17 protein-coding genes and 1 pseudogene are annotated in these 21,929 nt (G+C 66.7%); 9 read left to right on the top strand and 9 right to left on the bottom strand.

The genetic code is table 11. The annotated features are described in order from the left end of the window. Nucleotides 1-38 precede the first annotated feature (38 nt). Nucleotides 39-1,586 carry an MFS transporter gene (locus tag ACFYWJ_RS19950; RefSeq protein ID WP_355272975.1) on the bottom strand — a complete coding sequence of 516 codons (1,548 nt, stop codon included), beginning with the start codon at nt 1,584-1,586 and terminating at the stop codon, nt 39-41. A 316-nt stretch (nt 1,587-1,902) separates the two neighbouring features. Here ACFYWJ_RS19950 and ACFYWJ_RS19945 point away from each other — a divergent pair, with 316 nt between their 5' ends. Together ACFYWJ_RS19945 and ACFYWJ_RS19940 are read left to right on the top strand one after the other, a co-directional pair. Next, a complete protein-coding gene (locus tag ACFYWJ_RS19945) occupies nt 1,903-2,985 on the top strand; it encodes an MlaD family protein (protein ID WP_355272978.1) in 1,083 nt (360 codons plus the stop codon). Nucleotides 2,986-3,193: 208 nt separating this feature from the next. Next, nucleotides 3,194-3,952: an SDR family oxidoreductase gene (locus ACFYWJ_RS19940; protein ID WP_355272981.1), complete on the top strand. Its 759-nt coding sequence runs from the start codon at nt 3,194-3,196 to the stop codon at nt 3,950-3,952. A gap of 45 nt (nt 3,953-3,997) precedes the next feature. Here ACFYWJ_RS19940 and ACFYWJ_RS19935 read toward each other — a convergent pair whose 3' ends face one another. Further along, the gene (locus tag ACFYWJ_RS19935) at nt 3,998-4,885 is read right to left on the bottom strand and encodes an AraC family transcriptional regulator (RefSeq protein WP_355272983.1); all 888 of its coding nucleotides are present in this window, start codon (nt 4,883-4,885) and stop codon (nt 3,998-4,000) included. A gap of 183 nt (nt 4,886-5,068) precedes the next feature. Between ACFYWJ_RS19935 and ACFYWJ_RS19930 the strand changes: the two genes are divergently transcribed. Then, nucleotides 5,069-5,386, top strand: a complete 318-nt coding sequence (locus ACFYWJ_RS19930; protein WP_355272986.1) for an antibiotic biosynthesis monooxygenase — start codon at nt 5,069-5,071, stop codon at nt 5,384-5,386. Nucleotides 5,387-5,417: 31 nt separating this feature from the next. Then, a complete protein-coding gene (locus ACFYWJ_RS19925; RefSeq protein ID WP_355272989.1) occupies nt 5,418-6,374 on the top strand; it encodes an alpha/beta hydrolase in 957 nt (318 codons plus the stop codon). A gap of 639 nt (nt 6,375-7,013) precedes the next feature. Here the strand turns inward: ACFYWJ_RS19925 and ACFYWJ_RS19920 are convergent. Then, nucleotides 7,014-7,568 carry a hypothetical protein gene (locus ACFYWJ_RS19920; RefSeq protein ID WP_355272992.1) on the bottom strand — a complete coding sequence of 185 codons (555 nt, stop codon included), beginning with the start codon at nt 7,566-7,568 and terminating at the stop codon, nt 7,014-7,016. Between the two features lie 395 nt (nt 7,569-7,963). Here ACFYWJ_RS19920 and ACFYWJ_RS19915 point away from each other — a divergent pair, with 395 nt between their 5' ends. The 4 genes from ACFYWJ_RS19915 (at nt 7,964) to ACFYWJ_RS19900 (ending at nt 11,535) form a co-directional block, all read left to right on the top strand. Continuing rightward, on the top strand, nt 7,964-10,105 hold the full coding sequence (locus ACFYWJ_RS19915) for an MMPL family transporter (RefSeq protein ID WP_355273077.1): 2,142 nt from the start codon (nt 7,964-7,966) through the stop codon (nt 10,103-10,105). 84 nt (nt 10,106-10,189) lie between these two features. Then, entirely contained in the window at nt 10,190-10,459 is a 270-nt protein-coding gene (locus ACFYWJ_RS19910) for a metal-sensitive transcriptional regulator (RefSeq protein WP_355272644.1), read from the top strand. Nucleotides 10,460-10,501: 42 nt separating this feature from the next. Further along, a complete protein-coding gene (locus ACFYWJ_RS19905) occupies nt 10,502-10,903 on the top strand; it encodes a DUF302 domain-containing protein (protein WP_355272994.1) in 402 nt (133 codons plus the stop codon). Between the two features lie 251 nt (nt 10,904-11,154). Continuing rightward, nucleotides 11,155-11,535, top strand: coding sequence for a DoxX family protein (locus ACFYWJ_RS19900; protein WP_355272997.1), 381 nt, complete (start codon nt 11,155-11,157; stop codon nt 11,533-11,535). A 350-nt stretch (nt 11,536-11,885) separates the two neighbouring features. On the opposite strand, the gene ACFYWJ_RS19895 is transcribed toward ACFYWJ_RS19900, so the two are convergent. The 4 genes from ACFYWJ_RS19895 to prpD form a co-directional block, all read right to left on the bottom strand. After that, nucleotides 11,886-15,275, bottom strand: a complete 3,390-nt coding sequence (locus ACFYWJ_RS19895) for a pyruvate carboxylase (RefSeq protein WP_387162212.1) — start codon at nt 15,273-15,275, stop codon at nt 11,886-11,888. A 101-nt stretch (nt 15,276-15,376) separates the two neighbouring features. Further along, entirely contained in the window at nt 15,377-16,501 is a 1,125-nt protein-coding gene (locus ACFYWJ_RS19890; RefSeq protein ID WP_355284944.1) for a bifunctional 2-methylcitrate synthase/citrate synthase, read from the bottom strand. Further along, nucleotides 16,501-17,415 carry a methylisocitrate lyase gene (prpB, locus tag ACFYWJ_RS19885; RefSeq protein ID WP_355284947.1) on the bottom strand — a complete coding sequence of 305 codons (915 nt, stop codon included), beginning with the start codon at nt 17,413-17,415 and terminating at the stop codon, nt 16,501-16,503. Before prpB ends, ACFYWJ_RS19890 begins: the two co-directional genes overlap by 1 nt. Then, on the bottom strand, nt 17,412-18,917 hold the full coding sequence (prpD, locus tag ACFYWJ_RS19880) for a 2-methylcitrate dehydratase PrpD (protein ID WP_355284950.1): 1,506 nt from the start codon (nt 18,915-18,917) through the stop codon (nt 17,412-17,414). The genes prpB and prpD overlap by 4 nt, the downstream gene beginning before the upstream one ends. 155 nt (nt 18,918-19,072) lie before the next feature. Between prpD and ACFYWJ_RS19875 the strand changes: the two genes are divergently transcribed. Beyond that, on the top strand, nt 19,073-20,509 hold the full coding sequence (locus ACFYWJ_RS19875; protein WP_355284953.1) for a short-chain fatty acyl-CoA regulator family protein: 1,437 nt from the start codon (nt 19,073-19,075) through the stop codon (nt 20,507-20,509). Nucleotides 20,510-20,608: 99 nt separating this feature from the next. On the opposite strand, the gene ACFYWJ_RS19870 is transcribed toward ACFYWJ_RS19875, so the two are convergent. Together ACFYWJ_RS19870 and ACFYWJ_RS19865 are read right to left on the bottom strand one after the other, a co-directional pair. Beyond that, nucleotides 20,609-21,532, bottom strand: coding sequence for a methylenetetrahydrofolate reductase (locus ACFYWJ_RS19870; protein ID WP_355284956.1), 924 nt, complete (start codon nt 21,530-21,532; stop codon nt 20,609-20,611). Between the two features lie 145 nt (nt 21,533-21,677). Continuing rightward, nucleotides 21,678-21,929: pseudogene (locus ACFYWJ_RS19865) on the bottom strand (serine hydroxymethyltransferase); the annotation flags it as partial.

Here is a 21,929-nt window from a genome sequence, read left to right as displayed (position 1 = left end):
TTCCCTCGATCCGGCGCGTCCACAGACGTTCGCCGCAGCTATTCCGGAGTGGGCTGCTGGTGCGGCGCGAACAGCAGCGCGCCGATTCCCGCGACGGCGACGATGACGCCCACCGCGATCAACGACGCCGTGAGCCCGTCGATGAAAGCCGACCGCACCGCGTCGGCCAGCGCCGGGCCTTGCGGACCGATCAGACCCGCGACATGGATACCGGCCGCGGGCGAGGACTCCACCGCATGCGCGGCTTCCGGCGGCAACTGGTCGATCGACGGCAATCCCGACTTGTAGTGACTCGCGAAGACCGAGCCCATCAGCGCGATGCCGACCGCGGAGCCGACTTCGCGAGTCGCGTCGTTCATCGCCGAGGCGACACCCTGCTGCTCGGTTCGCAATGATCCGACGATGACCGCGGTGCCGACGGTGCTGGTCAGGCCGACGCCGAGTCCGGACACGAGCAGGCCGCCGAAGAACGGGAGATAGCCGGAGTCGACCTCCAGGAACGACAGCGCGAGCATCCCGGCGGCCAGCAGCAACAGCCCGACGCCCATCACCGCCTTGATTCCGGCCAGGCGCGTCAGCCGCGGGGTGAGAACGCTGGTCGGCAGGACCACCACCGCGATCGGAACCAGCGCCAGGGCACTCTTCAGCGGGCTGTAGCCCAGGATCAGCTGCAGGTACTGCAGTCCGACGAAGAAGAACCCGAAAACGGCCATGAACTGGACCAGGATCGTGATCGCGCCGGCCCGGAATCCGGGGATACCGAACAGCCGGGGATCGAGCAAGGGGTGATTGTTGCGCAGCCCGAGAACCGCGTACAGCGCCAACGCGACCGCGGACACCGCGAGGCTCGCGACCACAGGCCAGCTGGTCCAGCCCGCCTCGCTGCCCTCGATGATTCCGTAGACAAGGGCGCCGATCGCCACCGCGCTGGTCCATGCCCCCGGATGGTCGAGTGGATGCCGTTCCGCGTCCTTGGTGTCGGGCGCCAGGATCAGTGCCAGCAGCCCACCGAGCACGGCGACCACGGCACCGGCGACGAAGATCGAGCGCCAACTCCACTGCTCGAGCAGGAGTCCCGCGCCGAGCAGACCGATGATCGCGCCCGCTGCCGCGAATCCCGACCAGACCGCGACACCGCGATCCCGGCGGTCGGCGGGAAAGGCCGCCGTGATGGTCGACAGCGTTCCGGGCATGATCATGGCGGCACCGACGCCCATCACCGCGCGCCATCCGATGAGCAGTTCGGTCGTGTCCACCGAGGCGGCGGCCAGGGACCCGACCGCGAAGACGATCGTGCCCCCGATCAGGATGTTCCGCCGGCCGAATCGGTCGCCGAGCGCACCGATCGGCAGGACGAGTGCGGCCAGAGCGACGGTGTAGGCGTCCGCGATCCAGGTCAACGACGTCGTGGACGCCGACAGATCGACGGCCAGGTCCGGCATCGCCAGGTTGAGCGCCGACACCGAGGCGACGACCAGCACCAGGCAGGTGCACATCGCGACGAGAACACCCGCTGTGCCCGCGCGTCCGGCAACCGAAGCGCCGGATTCCGCCGTGGGCGGTGACGCGGCTCGTTCGTACTCCATCTCTCCTCCTGACAGGGGGTGACAACCTCGAAGCAGGACGCGTGGTCGTCTCCGGAAAGCGGTTCGCTGAACAGGGTGTCCGGTCACCGATCCACCGAGCTCGCACCATCGGATTCGATGTGACTATTTCATCAATACTGACCCACTCGTTCACGAGATGCAACAACGCGACAGGCGCGAGTGGCGCGAATCATCCCCGCGGCGCCCCACCAGGCGAGTTCGCAGTCAAATTTGATGAAGTCATCACCATGTCGCCACCGGGTACCTATCATTTGTGATCATCTCATCACTTCTCGTGCTCGAAGGGGGCCCGCTCATGGTGGCCAGAAACAGGACCGGGTTCCGATGGCTGTGCGTCGCGGTCGGACTGACCGTTGGTGCGCTCACCGGCTGTTCGCCTGTGCCGACTCCTGCCACCGAGATCACTGCGGATTTCGAGAACATCGCAGGCATGTACGAGGGCAACGACGTCATGGTCCTGGGCCTAGCGGTCGGCAAGGTCGACAAGATCATCCCCAAGGGCACCTACGTCGAGGTCCACATGACCATCGACGGCGGCGTGAAGATCCCCAAGGAAGCGATCGCCGCGATCATCTCGCCGTCGATCGTGACCGACCGCCACATCGAGATCACCCCGCCCTTCACCGGCGGTGAGTCGATGAAGTCCGGTGAGCACCTGCCCAAGGCACGCACCAGGACCCCGGTCGAGCTGGACACGATGATCAAGACAATCGACCAGTTCTCCGCCTCGCTCAAGCCGGAACCCGGTCAGGAAGGACTCGGCCCGCTCTCTGGCCGGGTGCTCTACCCGGTCCTCAACGGCAACGGCCAGAAGATCCGCGAAACCCTCGACGCCCTGTCTTCGGCGTTGAAGATCGGTGTCGACAACAAGGACGCCATCTCCAACATCATCATCAAGCTCAACGAGCTGACGACGATGCTGGCCGACAACGACCAGTCGGTGCGCGACTTCAGCAACCGGGTCACCGCCATGTCGGGCCTGCTGGCCGAACAGGCCCCCGGCCTGCAAGCCACCCTGGATCAGCTGAACGCGTTCCTGGCCAACACCTCCACGATGTTCGGCGAGCACGCCGACGAACTGTCGACTTCGCTGACGGGGCTGACCAACGTCACCAACCAACTACGCGCCAACTCCGGCGCACTGATCGAGATCGTCGACCTCACACCGCTCCTGATGGAGAACATCGATCGCACAATGGACAAGGACGGAAGGTACTTTCGCCAGAACATCCGAATCGGATCTGCCCTGTCGGGCGAAATCATCAGTGTGTTCTGCGAGCGGATCCAGATGAGGGCCGATGGATGCCGCTCCGGGAACATGCAGGAGTTCGGCCCCGACTACGGACTCACCGCCGCCCTCCTCGGACTCACGAAATAGGTCCGGCTCAGCAGCAAAGCAATTGTCCCCGTTCGGTTCGAGGTGAGCCACGCATCCACGGCAGAGATCGTGGCGACCACGTTCTGCGGCAACTGTAGAGGAATAGGCAAGTCGCTGATGGTTTCCGTCTACGACGGAAGCACCATGTCGCATTGAATAGGAGCAGTTAACTAGCAGTTAACAACCTCACAACAAGGCGGTTCACCACATGAAGATCGCACTCATCACCGGAGGCAGCGCCAGTATCGGGCAAGCTACCGCGCGTCTGCTTGCCCGCCGGGGAATCGGAGTCGTCACCACCTTCCGGTCGCACCCCGGCGATGCCGAACAGACCGTCGCCGACATCGAGGCCGAGGGCGGCGCAGCGATCGCGCTGCCCCTGAATCTGGCCCGAATCGATGGCATCGACGACTTCGTCAACCGGTTGCAGATCGAGATGGAATCCCGGTGGGGCACCAGCACACTCGACTATCTGGTCAACAACGCCGGCATCGGCGGCCCGGCGATGTTCGCCGATATCACCGAGGAAACCTTCGATACCTTTCACAACGTGCTGTTCAAGGGCCCGTATTTCTTGACCCAGAAGCTACTTCCGGTACTCGCCGACGGCGCGGCGATCGTCAACACCGGCAGCACCTCCGCCCTGCCCTCCCGCACGACTCCCGGATACTCCGCCTACGCGGCGTACAAGAGTGCCATGCACACCGTGACGGCATTCTGGGCGAAAGAGCTCGCGCACCGCGGAATCCGAGTCAACGCGGTGGCGCCCGGAACGACGCGGACGAGAATCGCCGACGACGCCTTCACCAGGATGCCCGAGCTGGTCCCGGCCATCGCCGAGGCGATCGCGCTGGGCCGCATCGGGGAACCCGACGACGTGGCCCAGGCCATCGCGTTCCTGCTCAGCGACGCCGCAGCGTGGGTCACCGGACAGGTACTCGAAGTCTCCGGTGGCGAGCGGCTCTGAAGCGACCCACCGGTCGAGGTTCCACCGCGCGGCGCGGGCCGAACGCTATCCGGCAGCAATCGGTCGAGGTTCCGCGGCCGCGCGACTGGGCGCGGTGCCGAACAGGCGACGATACTCCCGGCTGAACTGTGACGCGCTGTCGTAGCCGACACGATGGGCCACTCCGGTGACGTCGCGGGAGTTCGAGGCCAACAGCAGTCTGGCCTGCTGGAGCCGGATGTGCTTCTGGAACTGGATCGGGCTCTGCGCGGTGACGATCTGGAAATTACGATAGAACGCCGAGGAACTCATCCCGGACAGACGAGCCAGGTCGTCGACACGGAACGGCTCGTCATAGTGATCTCGGATCCAGCGCACGGCCCGGCCGATGTGGTGCAAGCCGCTCTCGGCCAGCCCGAGCTGACGCACAGCCTCGCCTTGCTCGCCGGTGATCAGCCGCCACAAGATCTCCCGTTTGATCAATGGCGCCAAGGCCGCCTGATCGCGCGGGTGGTCCAGCAACCGAACGAGGCGGATCAGCGCATCGAGGAGTTCGGCGGTCAGGCCGCCGACCGCGACCGCGGGCACAGTCCTGCGCTGCGGGCGCGGCAGCTCGCCCGTGCCCGCGGCCAGAAGCAGATCGGCGATCGCGATCGGGTCCAGGACCAACGCGAGCCCGAGCGCAGGCGTCTCCGGGCTCGCACCGATGAACGAGCCGGTGACCGGCAGGTCCAGCGAGGTGATGAGGTAATCGCCCGGTCGATACTCGAACATCTCCGCACCGACCGCCAGACGCTTGGCGCCCTGAGCCAGCACAGCCAGCACGGTCCCCGGCATCTGCGTCTCCGGCGGGCCCGACCGCTGCACGGCCGCGATGTGCAGACCCTCGATCGCGGTGGTCTCATCAGCGCGCACATGCCTGGACAGCAGCGCGCCGAGTTCGTCGATGCTCATGCATCGATGACACCACGCCGCTGTATCAGTCCTCCAGAAGATCGGAGTATCAGGCAAATCTCCAGGATGATCTTCCTACCGTTCAAGCATGTCCAACAGCTTGAATTAGAACATCACTTCCTCCCGACACCACACATGAACGACACAGATCGGGAGGATCGCACAAGAACTGAAGGAGTCGAAGTGAACATCGGATACGGATTCAATGCCCTGCTGACCGCCAAGCCGGGAATGGCCGACCGGTTGGTCGAGGTGCTGCTGACCGGTCTCGACGACGGCAATCCCGGCGCCAGCGAGCACTGCCTGGTGTATCTGGTCTGCCGTTCGGCGTCGGACCCCGATCTGGTGCACGTCACCGAGGGCTGGACCAGCGAGGAACACCATCACCGGCTCTTCGCCGGCGCGGCAGCCCAAGCGTTGGTCGCCGAAGTCGGCGAACTCGTCGCAGCGGAAGGCCCCTATACCGACTACGTCCCCGTCGGCGGCAAAGCCGCCTGCTGATCCCGATCACCCACCACCACAAAGGATTCCGATGAAATCACCGGCCCGCCCCGCCCTCGACCCCGAACTCGGTGCCCTGATCACCGACATGCCGCTCATCCCCGAGATCACCTCCGAGATCCTGACGCAGCTACGGCAGATTCCCGCCACACCGCTCGAGACCCTGCTGGCAGACCGTCAGATCCATCGCCGCGAGGTCCTCGTGCCAGGCACCGACGGCTACGACATCCCGATGACCGTCCTGACACCCCACACCACCACCGAAACCCCACCGTGCGTGTACTGGATGCACGGTGGCGGCATGATCATGGGCGACCGGTTCGCCCAACTGGACATCCCACTGGAGTGGCTCGACGCGATCGGCGCCGTTGTGGTCACCGTCGACTACCGCCTCGCCCCCGAATACGGCGGCATCATCCCCGTGCGGGACTGCTACGACGGGCTGCGGTGGATCGCCGACCATGCCGACGAACTCGGCATCGACCCGCACCGCATCGTCACAGCGGGCACCAGCGCCGGGGGCGGACTCGCTGCCGGGACCACCCTCATGGCCCGCGATCTCGGCGGCCCACCCATCGCCGCGCAGATCCTCAGCTGCCCGATGCTCGACCACCGCAACACCAGCACCTCCAGCCGGCAGTACTCGGGCGAGCCCACCGTCTGGACCCACGAAACCAACACCTTCGCCTGGAACGCCCTGCTGGCCGCGCTCCCCGATGATCAGGTCCCCGCCTACATCTCCCCCGCCCTAGCCGACGGCCTCTACGGCCTACCACCCACCTATATCGACGCGGGATCAGCCGAAGTCTTCCGCGACGAGGACGTCGAATTCGCCAGCCGCATCTGGGCATCGGGCGGCCAGGCCGAACTCCATATCTGGGCGGGCGGATTCCACGGATTCGACGCGCTCTTCCCCGCAGCCGGCCTGTCCGCGGCCGCCCGCCGAACTCGCACCGAATGGTTGCGCCGCACCGTACCGGGCGCGTAAGCAACAACGATGGGTCCCTCGGTAGCACCGGGCGTCCTGTCGGCCGTCGGGCGGGGCAGAAATTGTCGTCGAAACCTCACCGCGGTTGCGCGGGCGTGTTCTCGAATAGGCTCGTTGTGTGGAGTACGAGGCGGTCTACTCGCATAGGTATCGCGCGGTGAACGAGGGCAGTGATGACCCGGACAACCCGTATACCGGTGTGCGATTCGTCAAGGAGGAGGGCGAACCGCTCGCACACGCTGCGGCTCCGCCCCGACGTGTTCCCGCTTGCGGAACGACCAGACGATTCATCGTTCCGGGTATGCCATGGTCGGATCCTGTGTGGGGTGACTACAAGCGTTGCCCGGAGTGTGAAGTGCTGTGCCCGTTGTAGCAGCGTTGCAGAACCTTCCGTCTACGATCGGCGGGTGCATCCAGGTGCCACAGCCTGGTTCAAGTCGTCGGCCACTGAAATGATCTCTCGCATAGACGGTTACACGGCGATTCTGGACGCGCACGGGGTGAGGTGGGCTCGCTTGCGCTCCGGAAGTCCGGGCGACATCCTCTACGAGGACATCCATCAAGTCATCGCGAAACCCGCCTGTTCGAGCTGATGACTGCGGCAGGGCAGCGAGATGCCCCCACGCACGCAGTCGAGCACTAGTCACGTTCGGTCGACCGTTCGGCGACCCGCATCGCCCACTCGTACAGCAAGGCCGGATCACCCAACGTCGCCCTGGCCGCGCGACGAGCCCCTGTACCACCCGCGGCGGACAGCAGATCGTAGAGTCCGAGGTGCACCCATTCCCACAGCATGCTGTCGAAGTTGTACGACATCATCGCCCGTTCGACCCGACCGCGAATCTCGATGATCTCCGTCGGGGACAAACCCACACGGTGCAGCCGGTCCTCGGTGGACCGTTCGGCGTCGGCATCGAGTGCGGTGTCGAGAAAAGGTTCGAGCAGATCAGCCCAGATGTCGGGACGGCTGCGGACCGGGAGTGCGTTGCGCGAGCAGAACTCCGCCAGCGCGGACCGATCCGCGGCGCTGACGAACAACGTCTCGCCGCTGACGGTACGGACTTCCGGCGGCAACGCGGCCGGGTCGACATCTCGGATCTGCCCGACCGCGACCGTCCCGTGCGGATACACCGACGCCCCCGCGAACGGGTAGTCGGTGAACCGGATCTCGGCCTCGGCGATGAACACCTGCATCCGTTCATTGTGACCGCCGGAGTGGCACCCCGAACGGGCATGTGACCAACCACGGACCAGACGTACAGAGCCTGAGGTAATCGACGGCAAGCACGGTGCGATTCGGTTCGAGTTCGCGGAATTGCTGCGGTATATGCCGATCGGGGGTCGGCTCCCACTACCGAGGTGAACGCGACTGACCTGGCCTTTCGTGATGAAACGTCCCCGAGATGGAGCCAGGAGTAGCGGCGGCCCTAGACGCCGAGCACTGGTAGGCCTACACCGTCCTCGCCGCCGAACTCACGCGTGTGCCACATGCCACCCTTCCCGTTGGATACCCCCTGGGGTATCTTGGACCTCGGCAATCGATATACCCCCGGGGGTATGAAAGGAATGTGATGAGCGACTCGCTGACGATGTCCCCAGCCCGAAGCCCGGAACCGCAGGGCATATCAGGTGGGGCACTGGGCCGACTCGGCGCGACGATGGCCGGGCGGTCCAGGCTTGTGGTCGGAGTCTGGCTCGTGCTGCTGGTCACCCTCGGCGCCGCCGCACCGAGCGTGTTCGACTCGCTCGCCGGGGCGGGCTGGCAGGCGAACGGTTCGGAATCGGTGCGCGTGCGCGAGCTGGCGCAGCAGCACTTCGGCGGAAACTCCTCGGCCGCCGTGCAGGTCGTCGTCCATTCCGACATCCACACCCTCGACAGTCCGCAGGCTCAGCAGGCACTCGACGAGATCGGTGACGTGTTCGAGGGCGATTCACGCTTCGGCGAGGTGATCGCACCACAGCCCGGGATGTCGATCAGCCCGGACGGACACACCGGCATCCTCATCGCCGGCGCGAATGCCTCCACCGACGACATGGTCAAAGCCGTCGACGAGCACAAGGAAGCGCTCACCGCGGTGTCGGGGGACGGGATCGATGTCTACCCGACCGGCGCCTCAGCGCTGTGGAGCGACTTCAACAAGGCCAACCATGACGCCATGATCAAGGCCGAGTTGTTCTCGTGGCCGGTCACATTGGCGATCATGGTGCTGGCCTTCGGGTCGATGGTCGCCGCCGGGCTGCCGCTCCTGCTGACCCTGGCAGGGCTGATCGCCTCCGCGGGTGGGTTGGTTCTGCTGAACCAGGTCACACCGATCTCGGTGTGGGCGATGAACTTCGCCATGATGTTCGCCCTCGCGTTGGGCATCGACTACGCACTGTTCATCGTTGCCCGTTTCCGTGACGCGCTCACCACCGCACCGAATTCCCGAGCAGCTGTCGCCGAGACCATGGACACGGCCGGGAAGGCCGTTGTGCTGTCCGGACTCACCGTCCTGGTCAGCCTGTCGGCCGTGCTGATCGTGCCGGCACCAGCCGTGCGCACCATGGCGGTCGGCATCATGTTCGCGGTCACATTCGTGCTGCTCGCCACCATGACACTGCTGCCGGCGGCACTGGGAGCCCTGGGCAGCAAAGTCAACGCGGGCGCACTGCCCTACGCAAAGCGCCAGCAGCATCGTTCGCCGCGGTTCGAGGCGTGGGGCAAGTTGCTGCACGACAAGCCGTGGCCGTTCGCCATCGGCGCGCTGCTCGTGTTGCTCGCACTGTCGGTCCCCGTCATCGGCCTGAAAGTGGCGATGCCCTCGATCCAGGTCGTGCCCACCGACGCACCGGTCCGGCAGGGCTACGAACTCGTCCAAGCGCAAATGGGCAAGGGCGCGCCGGGCATGATTCAGATCATCGCCCCGGCCGCCGAGGCCCCACGGGTCGCTGAGGCCGCAGGGAGCGTCGACGGCATCACCATGGTCACCCCCGCTCAGCCCGCGGCCGACGGCAGCGGCCTGGTCATGATGCAGGCACTGCCCGATGTCGACCCTTCGGACGAACGGATGGGCGACATTCTCGACGACCTGCGCGCGACCATGCCGGCCGGAGCCCTGGCAGGTGGCGCACCCGCCGAGAATCTGGATCTGCAGCACGCCCTGGACAAGTACCTGCCGATCATCGTCGGAATCATCCTGGTGCTGGGCTTCGCGCTGTTGCTGATCGCACTCCAGGCGCCGCTGATCGCCGTGCTGGGTACCGTGGTCAGCCTGCTGTCGACCGCCGCGGCGTTCGGGGTCGCACGCCTGATCTTCCAGGACGGCCATGGCGCGGGGCTGCTCGGATTCACCCCGCAGGGCTTCCTCGACGGCTGGGGACCGGTGTTCTTCTTCGCGATGATCTTCGCCATCGCGATGGACTACACGGTGTTCCTGCTGGCAACCGCCAAAGAGCACTACGAACGCTCCGGCGACCCCGAGGTCGCGCAGATCGACGGAATGGCGCATTCCGGCCGCGTGATCTTCGCCGCCGCGGCGGTCATGGTCGCGGTGTTCTTCACCTTCGCCTTTGCCGAGCCGCTGCCGCCCAAGGAGATGGGAATCATCCTCGGCGTGGCGGTGCTGCTCGACGCCTTCGCGGTCCGACTGGTACTTCTGCCCGTCCTGCTGCGCTTGACCGGCCATGCTGCCTGGTGGTCGCCCGCCTGGCTGCGCAAGGCCCTCCCCTCGATCAGCTTCGCCCACCACTGAGATCACTTCCGCGGGCTCGCGGCTTGCGAGCCCGCTGATACCCCCAGGGGTATACTTGGGTGAACTGCGCAGAAAGGTACAACCATGGTCGGCAACGAAGAAACCATCGCTCAGGTCCTCAACCGCCTGCGGCGCGCGAACGGACAGCTCGCCGGGGTCATCTCGATGATCGAACAGGGTCGCGACTGCAAGGAGGTCGTCACCCAGCTCGCCGCCGTCTCCCGCGCTCTCGATCGCGCCGGATTCAAGATCGTCGCGACCGGCCTTCGCGAATGCCTCACCGGCGACACCGCCGACGGCTCGGAACCGATGACCGAAGCCGAACTGGAAAAGCTCTTCCTCGCACTCGCCTGACCACTCGAGCCACAGGCGAGCATCACAGAAAGGACCGCGACCATGAGCCTCGCATTGTCCACCACCGTCCACACGACCTTCGACGAAGCGATCGAACTCACCCGAGCCGCCCTGTCCGAGCAAGGATTCGGCATCCTCACCGACATCGACATGAAAGCCACCCTGAAGGCCAAGATCGGCGAGGACATCGAGGACTACCGCATCCTCGGCGCCTGCAACCCACCGCTCGCCCACCGCGCCGTCAGCACCGATCGGCAGATCGGGCTCCTGCTCCCGTGCAACGTCGTTGTTCGTCGTGACCCGACGAACGAGGAGGATGTGATCATCGAGGCCATGAACCCCGACCTCATGGTCGAGGTCACCGGCGAAGCCGACCTCGTCCCGGTCGCCGCCGAGGCCGCGACGAGACTGCGTGCGGCGATCGAATCACTGAGCGCCCACTGACACGGCTGTCGCAGGCCGATCGTGATGTCCTGCGCCACTGGGCGCGGGAGACATTCAGGCAGACCCGACGGTTGGGCCGCCTGCTCGACAGTCCGACTCGAACAGTAATCCGAGTCGCTGATCCACCGTGCTGAACCGCTCGACCGGCAGAATGGCAGATAACTCCCGAGCAGCGGCGCCTGATGGTCGACTGCACCGAAAAAGCAACCCTGGTCCGCACACGGTATCCGCCATGAGAAAGAGGTGCTTTCATGAACATCGCACTGTGGATCGTCGCCGCGTTCCTGGCCGCCGTGTTCACCATGTCGGGCGTGCTGAAACTCGCGCAGTCCAAAAGCAAGCTCGCCGAGTCCGGCATGGGCTGGGTCGAGAACTTCGAACCGGGAACCATCAAAGCGATCGGAGCGCTGGAACTCCTCGGTGCCGTGGGGCTCATCGTGCCCGCAGCACTCGGCATCGCCACCGTCCTCACGCCGCTGGCCGCGGTCGGCCTGATCCTCGTGATGGCGGGCGCGATCGTGGTTCATCAGCGGCGACAGGAATATCCGTTCGTCGCGGTGAACATCGTCTTGCTCGTCCTGGCCGCCTTCGTGGCCTGGGGCCGGTTCGGTCCCTACTCCTTCGGGGAATAGCACACGAGCACACGCCGTTTCGCGCGTCGCATCGATGGCCTGGCCCTGATCGTTGTGATGGCCGCGCCGGTGGTGAATGTCGTCGCCAGGAGGGCGTTCGGGCACCGGCACCGGACGCGTGCGTTCACGATCAGCTAGATCGGAGGAGAAGGCCGCGTGTGCTCGGTTCCTTCCTCCATCCCCTGCAACCGTAGCCGGGCAGGCAGGCCACAGTCGACCTCGATGGTCGACGCCGCAAGGCACCGATGCCGCCAACGCGGTGGCGGCATCGGACGCTCAGAAGTCGTTGGGGCGCGGGAGGATCCGGTCACCGAGTGTCGGTACCGCCGGTGACCGGATCCGATGCCGGGCTATTCGGTCGCGATCACCAGCAGCAGGTCACCGCCGTCGACCTGCTGGACCTGCTTGATCGCGACCCGGTCGATCACGCCGTCTCGCGGAGCGGTGATCGTGGCCTCCATCTTCATCGCTTCGATCGTGGCGACGGTGTCACCCGCGGCGACTCGCTCGCCTACCCCGGCAGCGAGGGTGACCACCCCGGAGAACGGTGCTCCCAGCTGTGCGGGGTCGGTCGGATCGGCCTTCTCCGCGGCGGCGACCTGATCGGCGACCGACCGGTCTCGCACCGCCACTTGCCGTAGCTGGCCGTTGAGCTGGCACAGCACCGAGCGCATCCCACGCTCGTCGGGTTCGGAGATCGCCTGGAGCCGGATGAGCAACGTGACGCCCTTGTCGAGGACGACGTTGTGCTCCTCGTCGGGACGCAGGCCGTAGAAGAACTGGTTGGCCGACAACCGCGAAATATCGCCGTACTTCTCCCGGTGCGCCTGGAACTCCGCGGTCGGGCCGGGGAACAGCAGGCGGTTGAGGGTGTGGCGGCGTTCGGCCGAGGTGCCGTCGAGCCCGGCCTGATCGGCCGCGGTCAGCGGGGTCTCCGGCTTGGGCTCGTTGCGCCCGGCCAGCGCCTTGCTGCGGAACGGCTCGGGCCAGCCACCGGCGGGCTCGCCCAGCTCGCCGCGCAGGAAGCCGATCACCGAGTCGGGGATGTCGTAGCGGCCCGGATCGGCGGCGAAGTCCTCGATGTCGACGCCGGTGCCGACCAGCGCCAGCGCCAGGTCACCGACGACCTTCGACGACGGGGTCACCTTGATCAGGCGGCCCAGCAGCCGGTCGGCCGCGGCGTACTTGGCCTCGACCTCCTCGAACCGGTCGCCCAGGCCGAGCGCGATCGCCTGCTGACGCAGGTTCGACAGCTGACCGCCCGGGATCTCGTGGGTGTACACGCGCCCGGTCGGCGCGGGCAGACCCGACTCGAACGGCGCGTACACCTTGCGCAGCGCCTCCCAGTACGGCTCCAGATCGCAGACGTTCTGCAGGTTCAGGCCGGTGTCCTGGGGCGAATTCGCCGCGGCGGCAACGATCGCCGACAAGGCGGGCTGGGAGGTATTGCCCGCCATCGGCGCCGAGGCACCGTCGACCGCATCCGCCCCGGCCTGCCACGCGGCCAGGTAGGTCGCCAGCTGCCCGCCCGGGGTGTCGTGGGTGTGCACGTGCACCGGCAGATCGAAGTTGGCGCGCAGCGCGGCGACGAGAGTGGCCGCGGCGGGTGGCCGCAACAGCCCCGCCATGTCCTTGATCGCCAGGACGTGGGCACCGGCGTCGGCGATCTGCTCGGCCAGCTTCAGGTAGTAGTCGAGCGTGTAGAGGTCCTCGCGCGGATCGGAGAGGTCGCCGGTGTAGGACAGCGCGACTTCGGCCAGGACCGTGCCGGTTTCGCGCACCGCGTCGATGGCCGGGCGCATCTGGTCGACGTTGTTGAGCGCGTCGAAGATCCGGAAGATATCGATTCCGGTCGCGGTGGCCTCGGCGACGAAAGCGCGGGTGACCTTGTCCGGGAACGGGGTGTAGCCGACGGTGTTACGGCCACGCAGCAGCATCTGCAGGTTGATGTTCGGGACCGCCTCGCGCAGCGCGGCCAGCCGCTCCCACGGGTCCTCGTACAGGAAGCGCAGCGCCACATCGTAGGTCGCGCCACCCCACGCCTCGATCGAGAGCAGTTCGGGGGTCAGCCGCGCCACGTGCCCGGCGACCGCGAGTAGGCCGCTGGTGCGTACCCGGGTCGCCAGCAGCGACTGGTGCGCGTCGCGGAAGGTGGTGTCGGTGACCGCGAGGGCCTTCTGCTCGCGCAGGGCGCGGGCGAAACCGTCCGGGCCGAGGGCGAGCAGCCGCTGCCGCGATCCCGAGGGCGGGGGTGTCCCCAGGTCGAGAGTGGGCAGTTTGTCGTGGGGGTAGACGGTGGTGGGCCGGGCGCCGTAGGGCTTGTTGACGGTGACCTCGGCGAGGTATTCGAGGATCTTGGAGGCGCGGTCGGCCGAGGTGTGGCGGGTGAGCAGTTCGGGGCGTTCGTCGATGAACGAGGTGGTGGCGCGACCTGCGCGGAAGTCCGGGTCGTCCAGGACTGCCTGCAGGAACGGGATGTTGGTGGCCAGGCCACGGATGCGGAACTCGGTCACCGCCCGCCGGGCGCGGGCGATCGCGGTCGGAAAATCGCGGCCCCGGCAGGTGAGTTTGACCAGCATGGAGTCGAAGTGGGCGCTGACCTCGGCCCCCACATCGGCGCCGCCGTCCAAGCGCACACCAGCACCGCCGGGCGAGCGGTAGCCGGTGATGCGACCGGTGTCGGGCCGGAATCCGGCGGTCGGGTCCTCGGTGGTGATCCGGCATTGCAGTGCGGCACCGCGCACGGTGATCGATTCCTGGCTCAATCCCAGCTCGGCCAGACTCTGTCCCGCCGCGATGCGGATCTGGGCCTGCACCAGGTCGACGTCGGTGATCTCCTCGGTGACCGTGTGCTCGACCTGGATGCGCGGGTTCATCTCGATGAAGACGTGGTTGCCGCGCTCGTCGAGCAGGAACTCCACCGTGCCCGCGCAGGTGAAGCCGATCCGGCGGGCGAAGGCCACGGCGTCGGCGCAGATCCGTTCGCGCAGTGCGGGATCCAGGTTCGGCGCGGGCGCGAGCTCGATCACCTTCTGGTGGCGGCGCTGCAGCGAGCAGTCGCGCTCGAACAGGTGGATCACGTTACCGTGCTGGTCGGCCAGGATCTGCACCTCGATGTGGCGCGGGTTCACCACGGCCTGCTCGAGGAACACCGTCGGATCGCCGAAGGCTGCTTCGGCTTCGCGGGCGGCGGCTTCGATCGCGGACCGCAGGTGCGCTCGGTCCTCGACCCGGCGCATTCCGCGGCCGCCGCCGCCGGCGACCGCTTTGACGAACACCGGAAATCCGATGCCGGCTGCCGCGGTGAGCAGTTCGTCGACATCGGTCGACGGCGCCGAGGAGGCCAGCACGGGCAGCCCGGCCGCCTTGGCCGCGGCGATGGCGCGGGCCTTGTTGCCGGTCAGCTCGAGCACCTCAGGTGCCGGACCGATGAAGGTGATGTCGGCGGCCGCGCACGCCGCGGCCAGACCGGGGTTCTCCGAGAGAAACCCGTATCCGGGGTAGACCGCGTCGGCGCCGCAGGTGCGTGCGGTGGCGATGATCTCGCCGATGGACAGGTAGGCCCGTACCGGGTGTCCGGGTTCACCGATCTGGTAGGCCTCGTCGGCTTTGAGCCGGTGCGGGGAGTTGCGGTCTTCGTGGGGGAACACCGCGACGGTGTTCGCGCCGAGTTCGTAGGCGGCGCGGAACGCGCGGATGGCGATCTCACCGCGGTTGGCAACCAGGACTTTGGAGAACATGTCGGTTCGACCTTGTCGGATCGGGGCGCGAAGGTGGTGCGCCGGAACGAGATCGGCGGCCCGCACGGGTTGTGCGAGCCGCCGATGGAGCTGTCTGCGGGTCAGGCGACGACCGCGCGTTGCGGTACGCCGACGTACTCGCTCAGGGGCCGGATCAAGGCGTTGGCCTCGCCCTGCTCGATGATGTGCGCGGTCCAGCCGGTGATCCGGCTCATCACGAAGATCGGGGTGAACACCTCGATATCGAAGCCGAGCAGGTAGTAGGCCGGGCCGGTCGGGAAGTCGAGGTTGGGCTTGATGCCGGTGGCCTCGTTCATGGTGGCCTCGAGGATCTCGTACATCTGGACCCACTTGCCGCCGTCGGTCGCCGCCGCGATGTCGAGGAACGCGCTCTTCATGGTGGGCACCCGGGAGTCACCGTTCTTGTAGACCCGGTGACCGAAGCCCATCACCTTTTCCTTCTCGGCCAGCTTGTTGCGCATCCACTGCTCGGCCAGCGCCGGGTCACCGATCTCGAGCATGTCGTGCATGACCGCCTCATTGGCGCCACCGTGCAACGGGCCCTTCAGCGCGCCGATGGCGGCGGTAACCGCGCTGTAGATATCGGACAGCGTCGAGGTGACCACCCGTGCGGCGAAGGTGGAGGCGTTGAAGCTGTGCTCGGCGTACAGGATCAGCGAGACCTCGAACGCTTTCACCAGTTCCGGCGCGGGCACTGTCCCGAAGCACATGTTCAGGAAGTTCTCCGCATAGCCCAGGTGCGAGTGCGGTTCGATCGGGTCCAGGCCGCGGCGGCGTCGGTGATCGGCAGCCACGATCGTGGGCAGCACGGCCAGCATCCGCAGCGACTTGGCCAGGTTGGCCTTGGAGGAATTGTCGTCCTCGGCAGGGTCCTCGGCGCCCAGATAGCTGATCGCGGTGCGCACGACATCCATCGGATGGCAGTTGTCGGGCAGCTTGGCGATCAGTGCCAGCAGTGACCGGTTGGCCCGGCGCGAGGCCCGCTCGCGCTGGGCGAACAGTGCCAACTGGGCATCGCTGGGCAGTTCACCGTGCCAGAGCAGGTAGGCGACTTGTTCGAAGCTGCAGTTGGCGGCCAGGTCCTGCACGGCATAGCCGCGGTAGGTCAGCGAGTTCGTCTCGGGAACCACCTTGGAGATCGAGGTGGTGTCGACGACGACGCCGGCAAGGCCTTTGTAGATGGTGGGCACAGCGATGTCGGTCATCACTGATTCCTTCCGAGGGTGAAATTGAAGATGGCGGAGTCGAATTCGTTGTAGCGCTCGTACTGCAGCACCTCGTACAGGCGGCTGCGGTGCTGCATCCGATCCAGCAGACCGGACTGGGTGCCCTGCTCGAAGATCTCCCGCAGACCGGCCTCGGCGGCGAACATCGCCAACCGCAGCGTCGAGACCGGGTAGATCACGGCGTTGTAGCCGATCTTCTCCAGCGTGGCGGCCGGGATCAGTTCGGACTTACCGAACTCGGTCATGTTCGCCAGCAGCGGGATGTCCACCGCGGCGCGGAACTTCTCGAAGTCGGCCGGGGTGTGCAGGGCTTCGGTGAAGATCAGATCCGCACCCGCCTCGGCGTAGGCCTTCGCTCGGTCGATCGCCGCGTCGATACCTTCGATGCCCGCGGCGTCCGTGCGGGCGCAGATGACGAAGTTCGGGTCGCGCCGCGCCGCGACCGCGGCCCGCAGGCGCCGCACCATCTCCTCGACGGGGACCACGGCCTTGCCGTCGAGGTGTCCACACCGCTTCGGGTTGACCTGGTCCTCGAAGTGGGCACCGGCGATGCCTGCGTCTTCGAGGAAGGTGACGGTGCGGGCCGCGCTCATCGGTTCGCCGAAGCCGGTGTCGGCGTCGATGAGGACCGGCAGGTCGGTGACGCGGGCGATCTGGCGGCCGCGCTCGGTGACCTCGCTCAGCGTGGTGAGCCCGATATCGGGCAGGGCGAGGTCGGCGGAGACCACGGCGCCGGAGACGTAGACGCCTTCGAAGCCGATCTCCTGGATCAGCTTGGCCACCAACGGATTGAACGCGCCGGGGATCCGCTGGATCCGGTCCGAAGCCAACCCGGCCCGAAACGCGCTGCGTTTGTCGGTGGCCGAGGTCGACGCTGCCAGTAGCCCGCTCATGAGAACAGCCCCTTGGGCAGCTTCGGCGCGCGGGCGAGGACCTCGTCGGAGACGGTGAAGTTCAGCTGGCCCAGTTCGTCGGCAGACAACTCCGGGGTGCGCTGGGCGACATCGAGGAAACGATCCTGCTCGGCCGGGTCGATGACACCCTCGGCCAGCGTGCGGAACTTCGCGATGTACTGCTCACGGGCGAACGGGCGGGCACCCAGCGGATGCGCGTCGGCGACAGCCAGCTCGTCGACGATGACTTCGCCGCTCTTCAAAGTGATTTCGGCGCGAGCACCGAAGGCCTTCTCGTTCGGGTCGGTGGAGTGGTAGCGCCGCGTCCATTCCGGGTCCTCGGCGGTGGAGATCTTGCGCCACAGCTCGACGGTGTCGGGCCGCTGGGCACGCTCGGGGGCGTAGGAACGCTCGTGGTGCCAGGTGCCGTCCTGCAGGGCGACGGCGAAGATGTACATGATCGAGTGATCGAGGGTCTCGCGCGAGGCCTGGGGATCGAACTTCTGCGGATCGTTCGAGCCGGTGCCGATCACGTAGTGCGTGTGGTGGCTGGTGTGCAGCACGACGGTCGCGATCTGGTCCAGATCACCGACCCGCTCGCGCAGCCGGAACGCCAGGTCGATCGGTGCCTGACTCTGGTACTCGGCCGAGTGCTCCTTGGTGTAGGTGTCGAGGATGCCCCGCTTGGCCTCCCCCGGTGCCGGCAACGGCACCGAGTACTCGGCATTCGGGCCGCCGAGCAGCCAGGCGATGACACCGTCTTCGCCCTCCCAGATCGGTGAGGGGGCGCCTTCGCCGCGCATCGCGCGATCGACCGCCTCGACGGCCATCTTCCCGGCGAAGGCCGGTGCGTAGGCCTTCCAGCTCGAGATCTCGCCCTTGCGGGACTGGCGGGTGGCGGTCGTGGTGTGCAGGGCCTGACCGATCGCCTGGTAGATGGTCTCGGTATCGAGGCCGAGCAGGGTGCCGATGCCGGCGGCGGCCGAGGGGCCGAGGTGGGCGACGTGGTCGATCTTGTATTCGTGCAGGCAGATCGCGCGCACCAGGTCGACCTGGATCTCGTAACCGGTTGCCAGGCCGCGAATCAGGTCGGCGCCGCTGCGGCCGGTGTGCTGAGCGGCGGCCAGGATCGAGGGGATGTTGTCGCCCGGGTGCGAGTACTCCGCGGCCAGGAACGTGTCGTGGAAGTCCAGTTCTCGCACCGCGACCCCGTTGGCCCAGGCGGCCCACTCCGGCGAGAACCGGCCGGGCACGCCGAACACGGTCGCGCCCGGACCATAGGCGTGGGCCAGGGCTTGGGCGCGGGCGTTGGCGACCGGTCGGCGGGTGATCGAGGCCGCGGCGACCGAGGCGTTGTCGATGATGCGGTTGACGATCATCTCCTCGGTGTCGGCCGGAACCTCCACCGCATCGGTGGCTACCTCGGCGATCCGCCACGCCAGGTGCTCCTCACGAGGGAAGTCCTCGGCGGAGCGGTGGGTACGGACGAGATGGTGCTTCACAGCAGTGGCCTCCCAGGCGTCGAATATTCACCGATACATTTCGCACGTTACACAGTTCGATATGCAGGGAAAATGCCTCACAGATGCCGAAATTTGTGGAAACCGACCTGCAAATCTGTGAAAGTTGCGAAAGGTGTGGGTGCTAGATTCTGGTCATGCAGAAAATGTTCGCGGGCGCACGGCTGCGCATACTGCGCGACCAGCGTGGGCTGTCGCAGACCGCGATGGCGAAACTGCTGGGGCTATCGGTGAGCTATGTCAATCAGCTCGAGAACGATCAGCGCCCGCTGACCGTGCAGGTGCTGCTCAAACTCAATGCCACGTTCGATCTGGACATGGGATTCTTCGCCGCCGACACCGACGCAAGGCTGCTGGCCGACCTGCATGACGTGTTCGTCGAGGATCCCGATGCCGCGGGGATCAGCAATGCCGAGCTCGAGGACCTCACCGCGCGGGTCCCGGCCGCCGCGCATCTGCTGGTGAACCTGCACCGCAAGCTGCGCAGCGCGACGCAGCAGCTCGAGCAGATCTCCGCTGGTCTCGAGGCTCCGGCCGCGAGTGCCGCGGCGGTGACTCCGTACGAGGACGTGCGCGACTTCTTCTACGACCGCCGCAACCACATTCCCGAGCTCGATTCGGCCGCGGAATCGCTGTTTCGGGACAACCGGCTCAGCATCGGCGGGTTGGACCTGCAGCTGACCCGGCTGTTGCACGAGCGCCACGGCATCACCGTCACGATCCGCTCCGACAACCCGACCGATCCCGGCCCCAAACGGGTCTACGATCCCGTGGCGCGTCACATCGCGCTCGCGCGCAGACTCTCAGCCGGTCAGCGCGCTTTCCAGCTCGCGACCCAGCTGGCATTCCTGACGCACAACCACACCATCGACGCGATCACCGCCACGGTGAACATGCCCACCGAATCACGCGACCTGTTGCGCATCGGTCTGGCCAACTATTTCGCCGGAGCACTCATCTTGCCCTACAACAGGTTCCGCAATGCCGCCGAGGAACTGCGCTACGACATCGAGTTGCTGTCGTCGATGTTCGAGGTCGGTTTCGAGACCGTCTGTCACCGGTTGTCGACGTTGCAGCGGACCGGGCAGCGCGGTGTGCCGTTCTTCTTCGTGCGTATCGACCGGGCGGGCAACATCTCCAAACGCCAGTCCGCCACCGCGTTCCACTTCTCGCGGGTCGGCGGCAGCTGCCCGCTGTGGGTCGTCCACGACGCCTTCGCGACCCCGGGGCGCATCCGCACCCAGATCGCCCAGATGCCCGACGGCCGCAAGTACCTGTGGCTGGCCCGCACCACCGACGAGAGCACTCCCGGATTCCTCTCCGCCAAGCGCGATTTCGCGATCGGACTCGGCTGCGACATCGCCTACGCCGAGAAACTGGTGTACTCCCAAGGACTCCCGCTCCACGACGACACCACCGCGGTCCCGATCGGCGCGGGCTGCAAGGTGTGTGAGCGCCCGAACTGCGCACAACGGGCCTTCCCACAGCTCGGGCGGGCCATCCGGGTCGACGACAACCGCGCCGCGAATATTCCCTACACCCCCGCCGACTCACCCACCGACACCCGGCACTGACCGTCCGCCCGATCACCGTGCACGACAAGGTGTGTGGCCATCGGCGCGGAGTCGCCGATGGCCACACACCGTTGCGCGCGATCTGTGGTGTGGAGTCGATCACCGCACCGGCAACGGTGCCTCCCGGACGCCGTAGCCCAGGTTGGTCAGCACTTCACCGGTCGCTTTGGCGAAATTGAGGGTGATGAAATGCAGGCACGGCGCGCCTTCGCTGATCAGGCGTTGCGCCATTTCCGTCGCGATCGCGATGCCCTCGGCGCGCACCGCGGACCGGTCCTCCGCACGACCGGTCCCGGCGGCCCGGCGCAACCGGGCCATGACGGGTCCGGGCAGCGGCCGCCCGCACAGTTCCTCGGCACGAGCCACCGTGCGCAACGAGGTGATCGGCATCAGCTCGGGAATGATCGGCTTGCTCGCTTCGGCGGCGTCCATCGCGGCGACCCGATCACGCAACCGCAGGTAGTGCTCGACGTCGAAGAACATCTGCGTGATCGAATACTCCGCGCCCGCGCGGAGTTTGGCCACCAGGAACCTGGTGTCGTGGTCCAGATCGGGCGAGCGATGATGGCCTTGCGGGAACGAGGCGACACCGACATGGAAATCACCGAGGTCCCGCACGATCCGCACCAGTTCCTCGGCGTAGCCCACCCCCTGGGGGTGTCGGGTCCACGGTCCCAGCGGATCCCCCGGCGGGTCACCACGTAGCACCAGCAGATTCCGGATCCCGGAATCGGCGTAGGAGCCGACCAGAGAACGCAACTCGGCGACGCTGTGGCCCACCGCGGTCAGATGCGCCACCGGCAGCAGCGTCGTCTCCCGCGCCAGGTCCCCGGTGATGCGCACGGTGCGGTCCTTGGTCGAACCTCCCGCACCGTAGGTCATGGACACGAACGCCGGGTGCATCCGTTCGAACTCGCGCACCGCCCGCCACAACCGTGCTTCGCCCGCCGCGTCGCGCGGCGGATTGAACTCCACCGAGAACGGCACCCGTGCACCGGCATGGGTGCGCAGGCTCCGCGCCACCGAATGCCCTGCGCTGCCGATCGATTCACCGCAATCGGGTCGTCCCGAACCATTCATTGTCACCGCAGAGCTCCCAACCCAGACATCGAACCCGCGCCCCCGGTGGACACCCGCACGCGGCGAACATCCATCGGCCGACCGGCGCTCAGCCGAGGTTCCAATCTTCGAGGCCCTGGTAGAGCGGGACGCTCTGGGCCAGCTCGGCGACGCGGGCGCGCAGCGACTCGGTGTCGGAGGTACCCGCCAGGGCGGCGGCGATGATGTCGGCGACCTCGGTGAACTCGGCGTCGCCGAAGCCACGGGTGGCCAGGGCGGCGGTGCCGATACGCAGGCCGGAGGTGACCATCGGCGGGCGCGGGTCGAACGGGACCGCGTTGCGGTTGACCGTGATACCGAC

This window comes from Nocardia sp. NPDC003269, assembly GCF_042888005.1.
GTDB lineage: Bacteria > Actinomycetota > Actinomycetes > Mycobacteriales > Mycobacteriaceae > Nocardia.
Note: the sequence above shows the minus strand (reverse complement) of the source record. Positions and strands in the feature narration are given on the sequence as shown.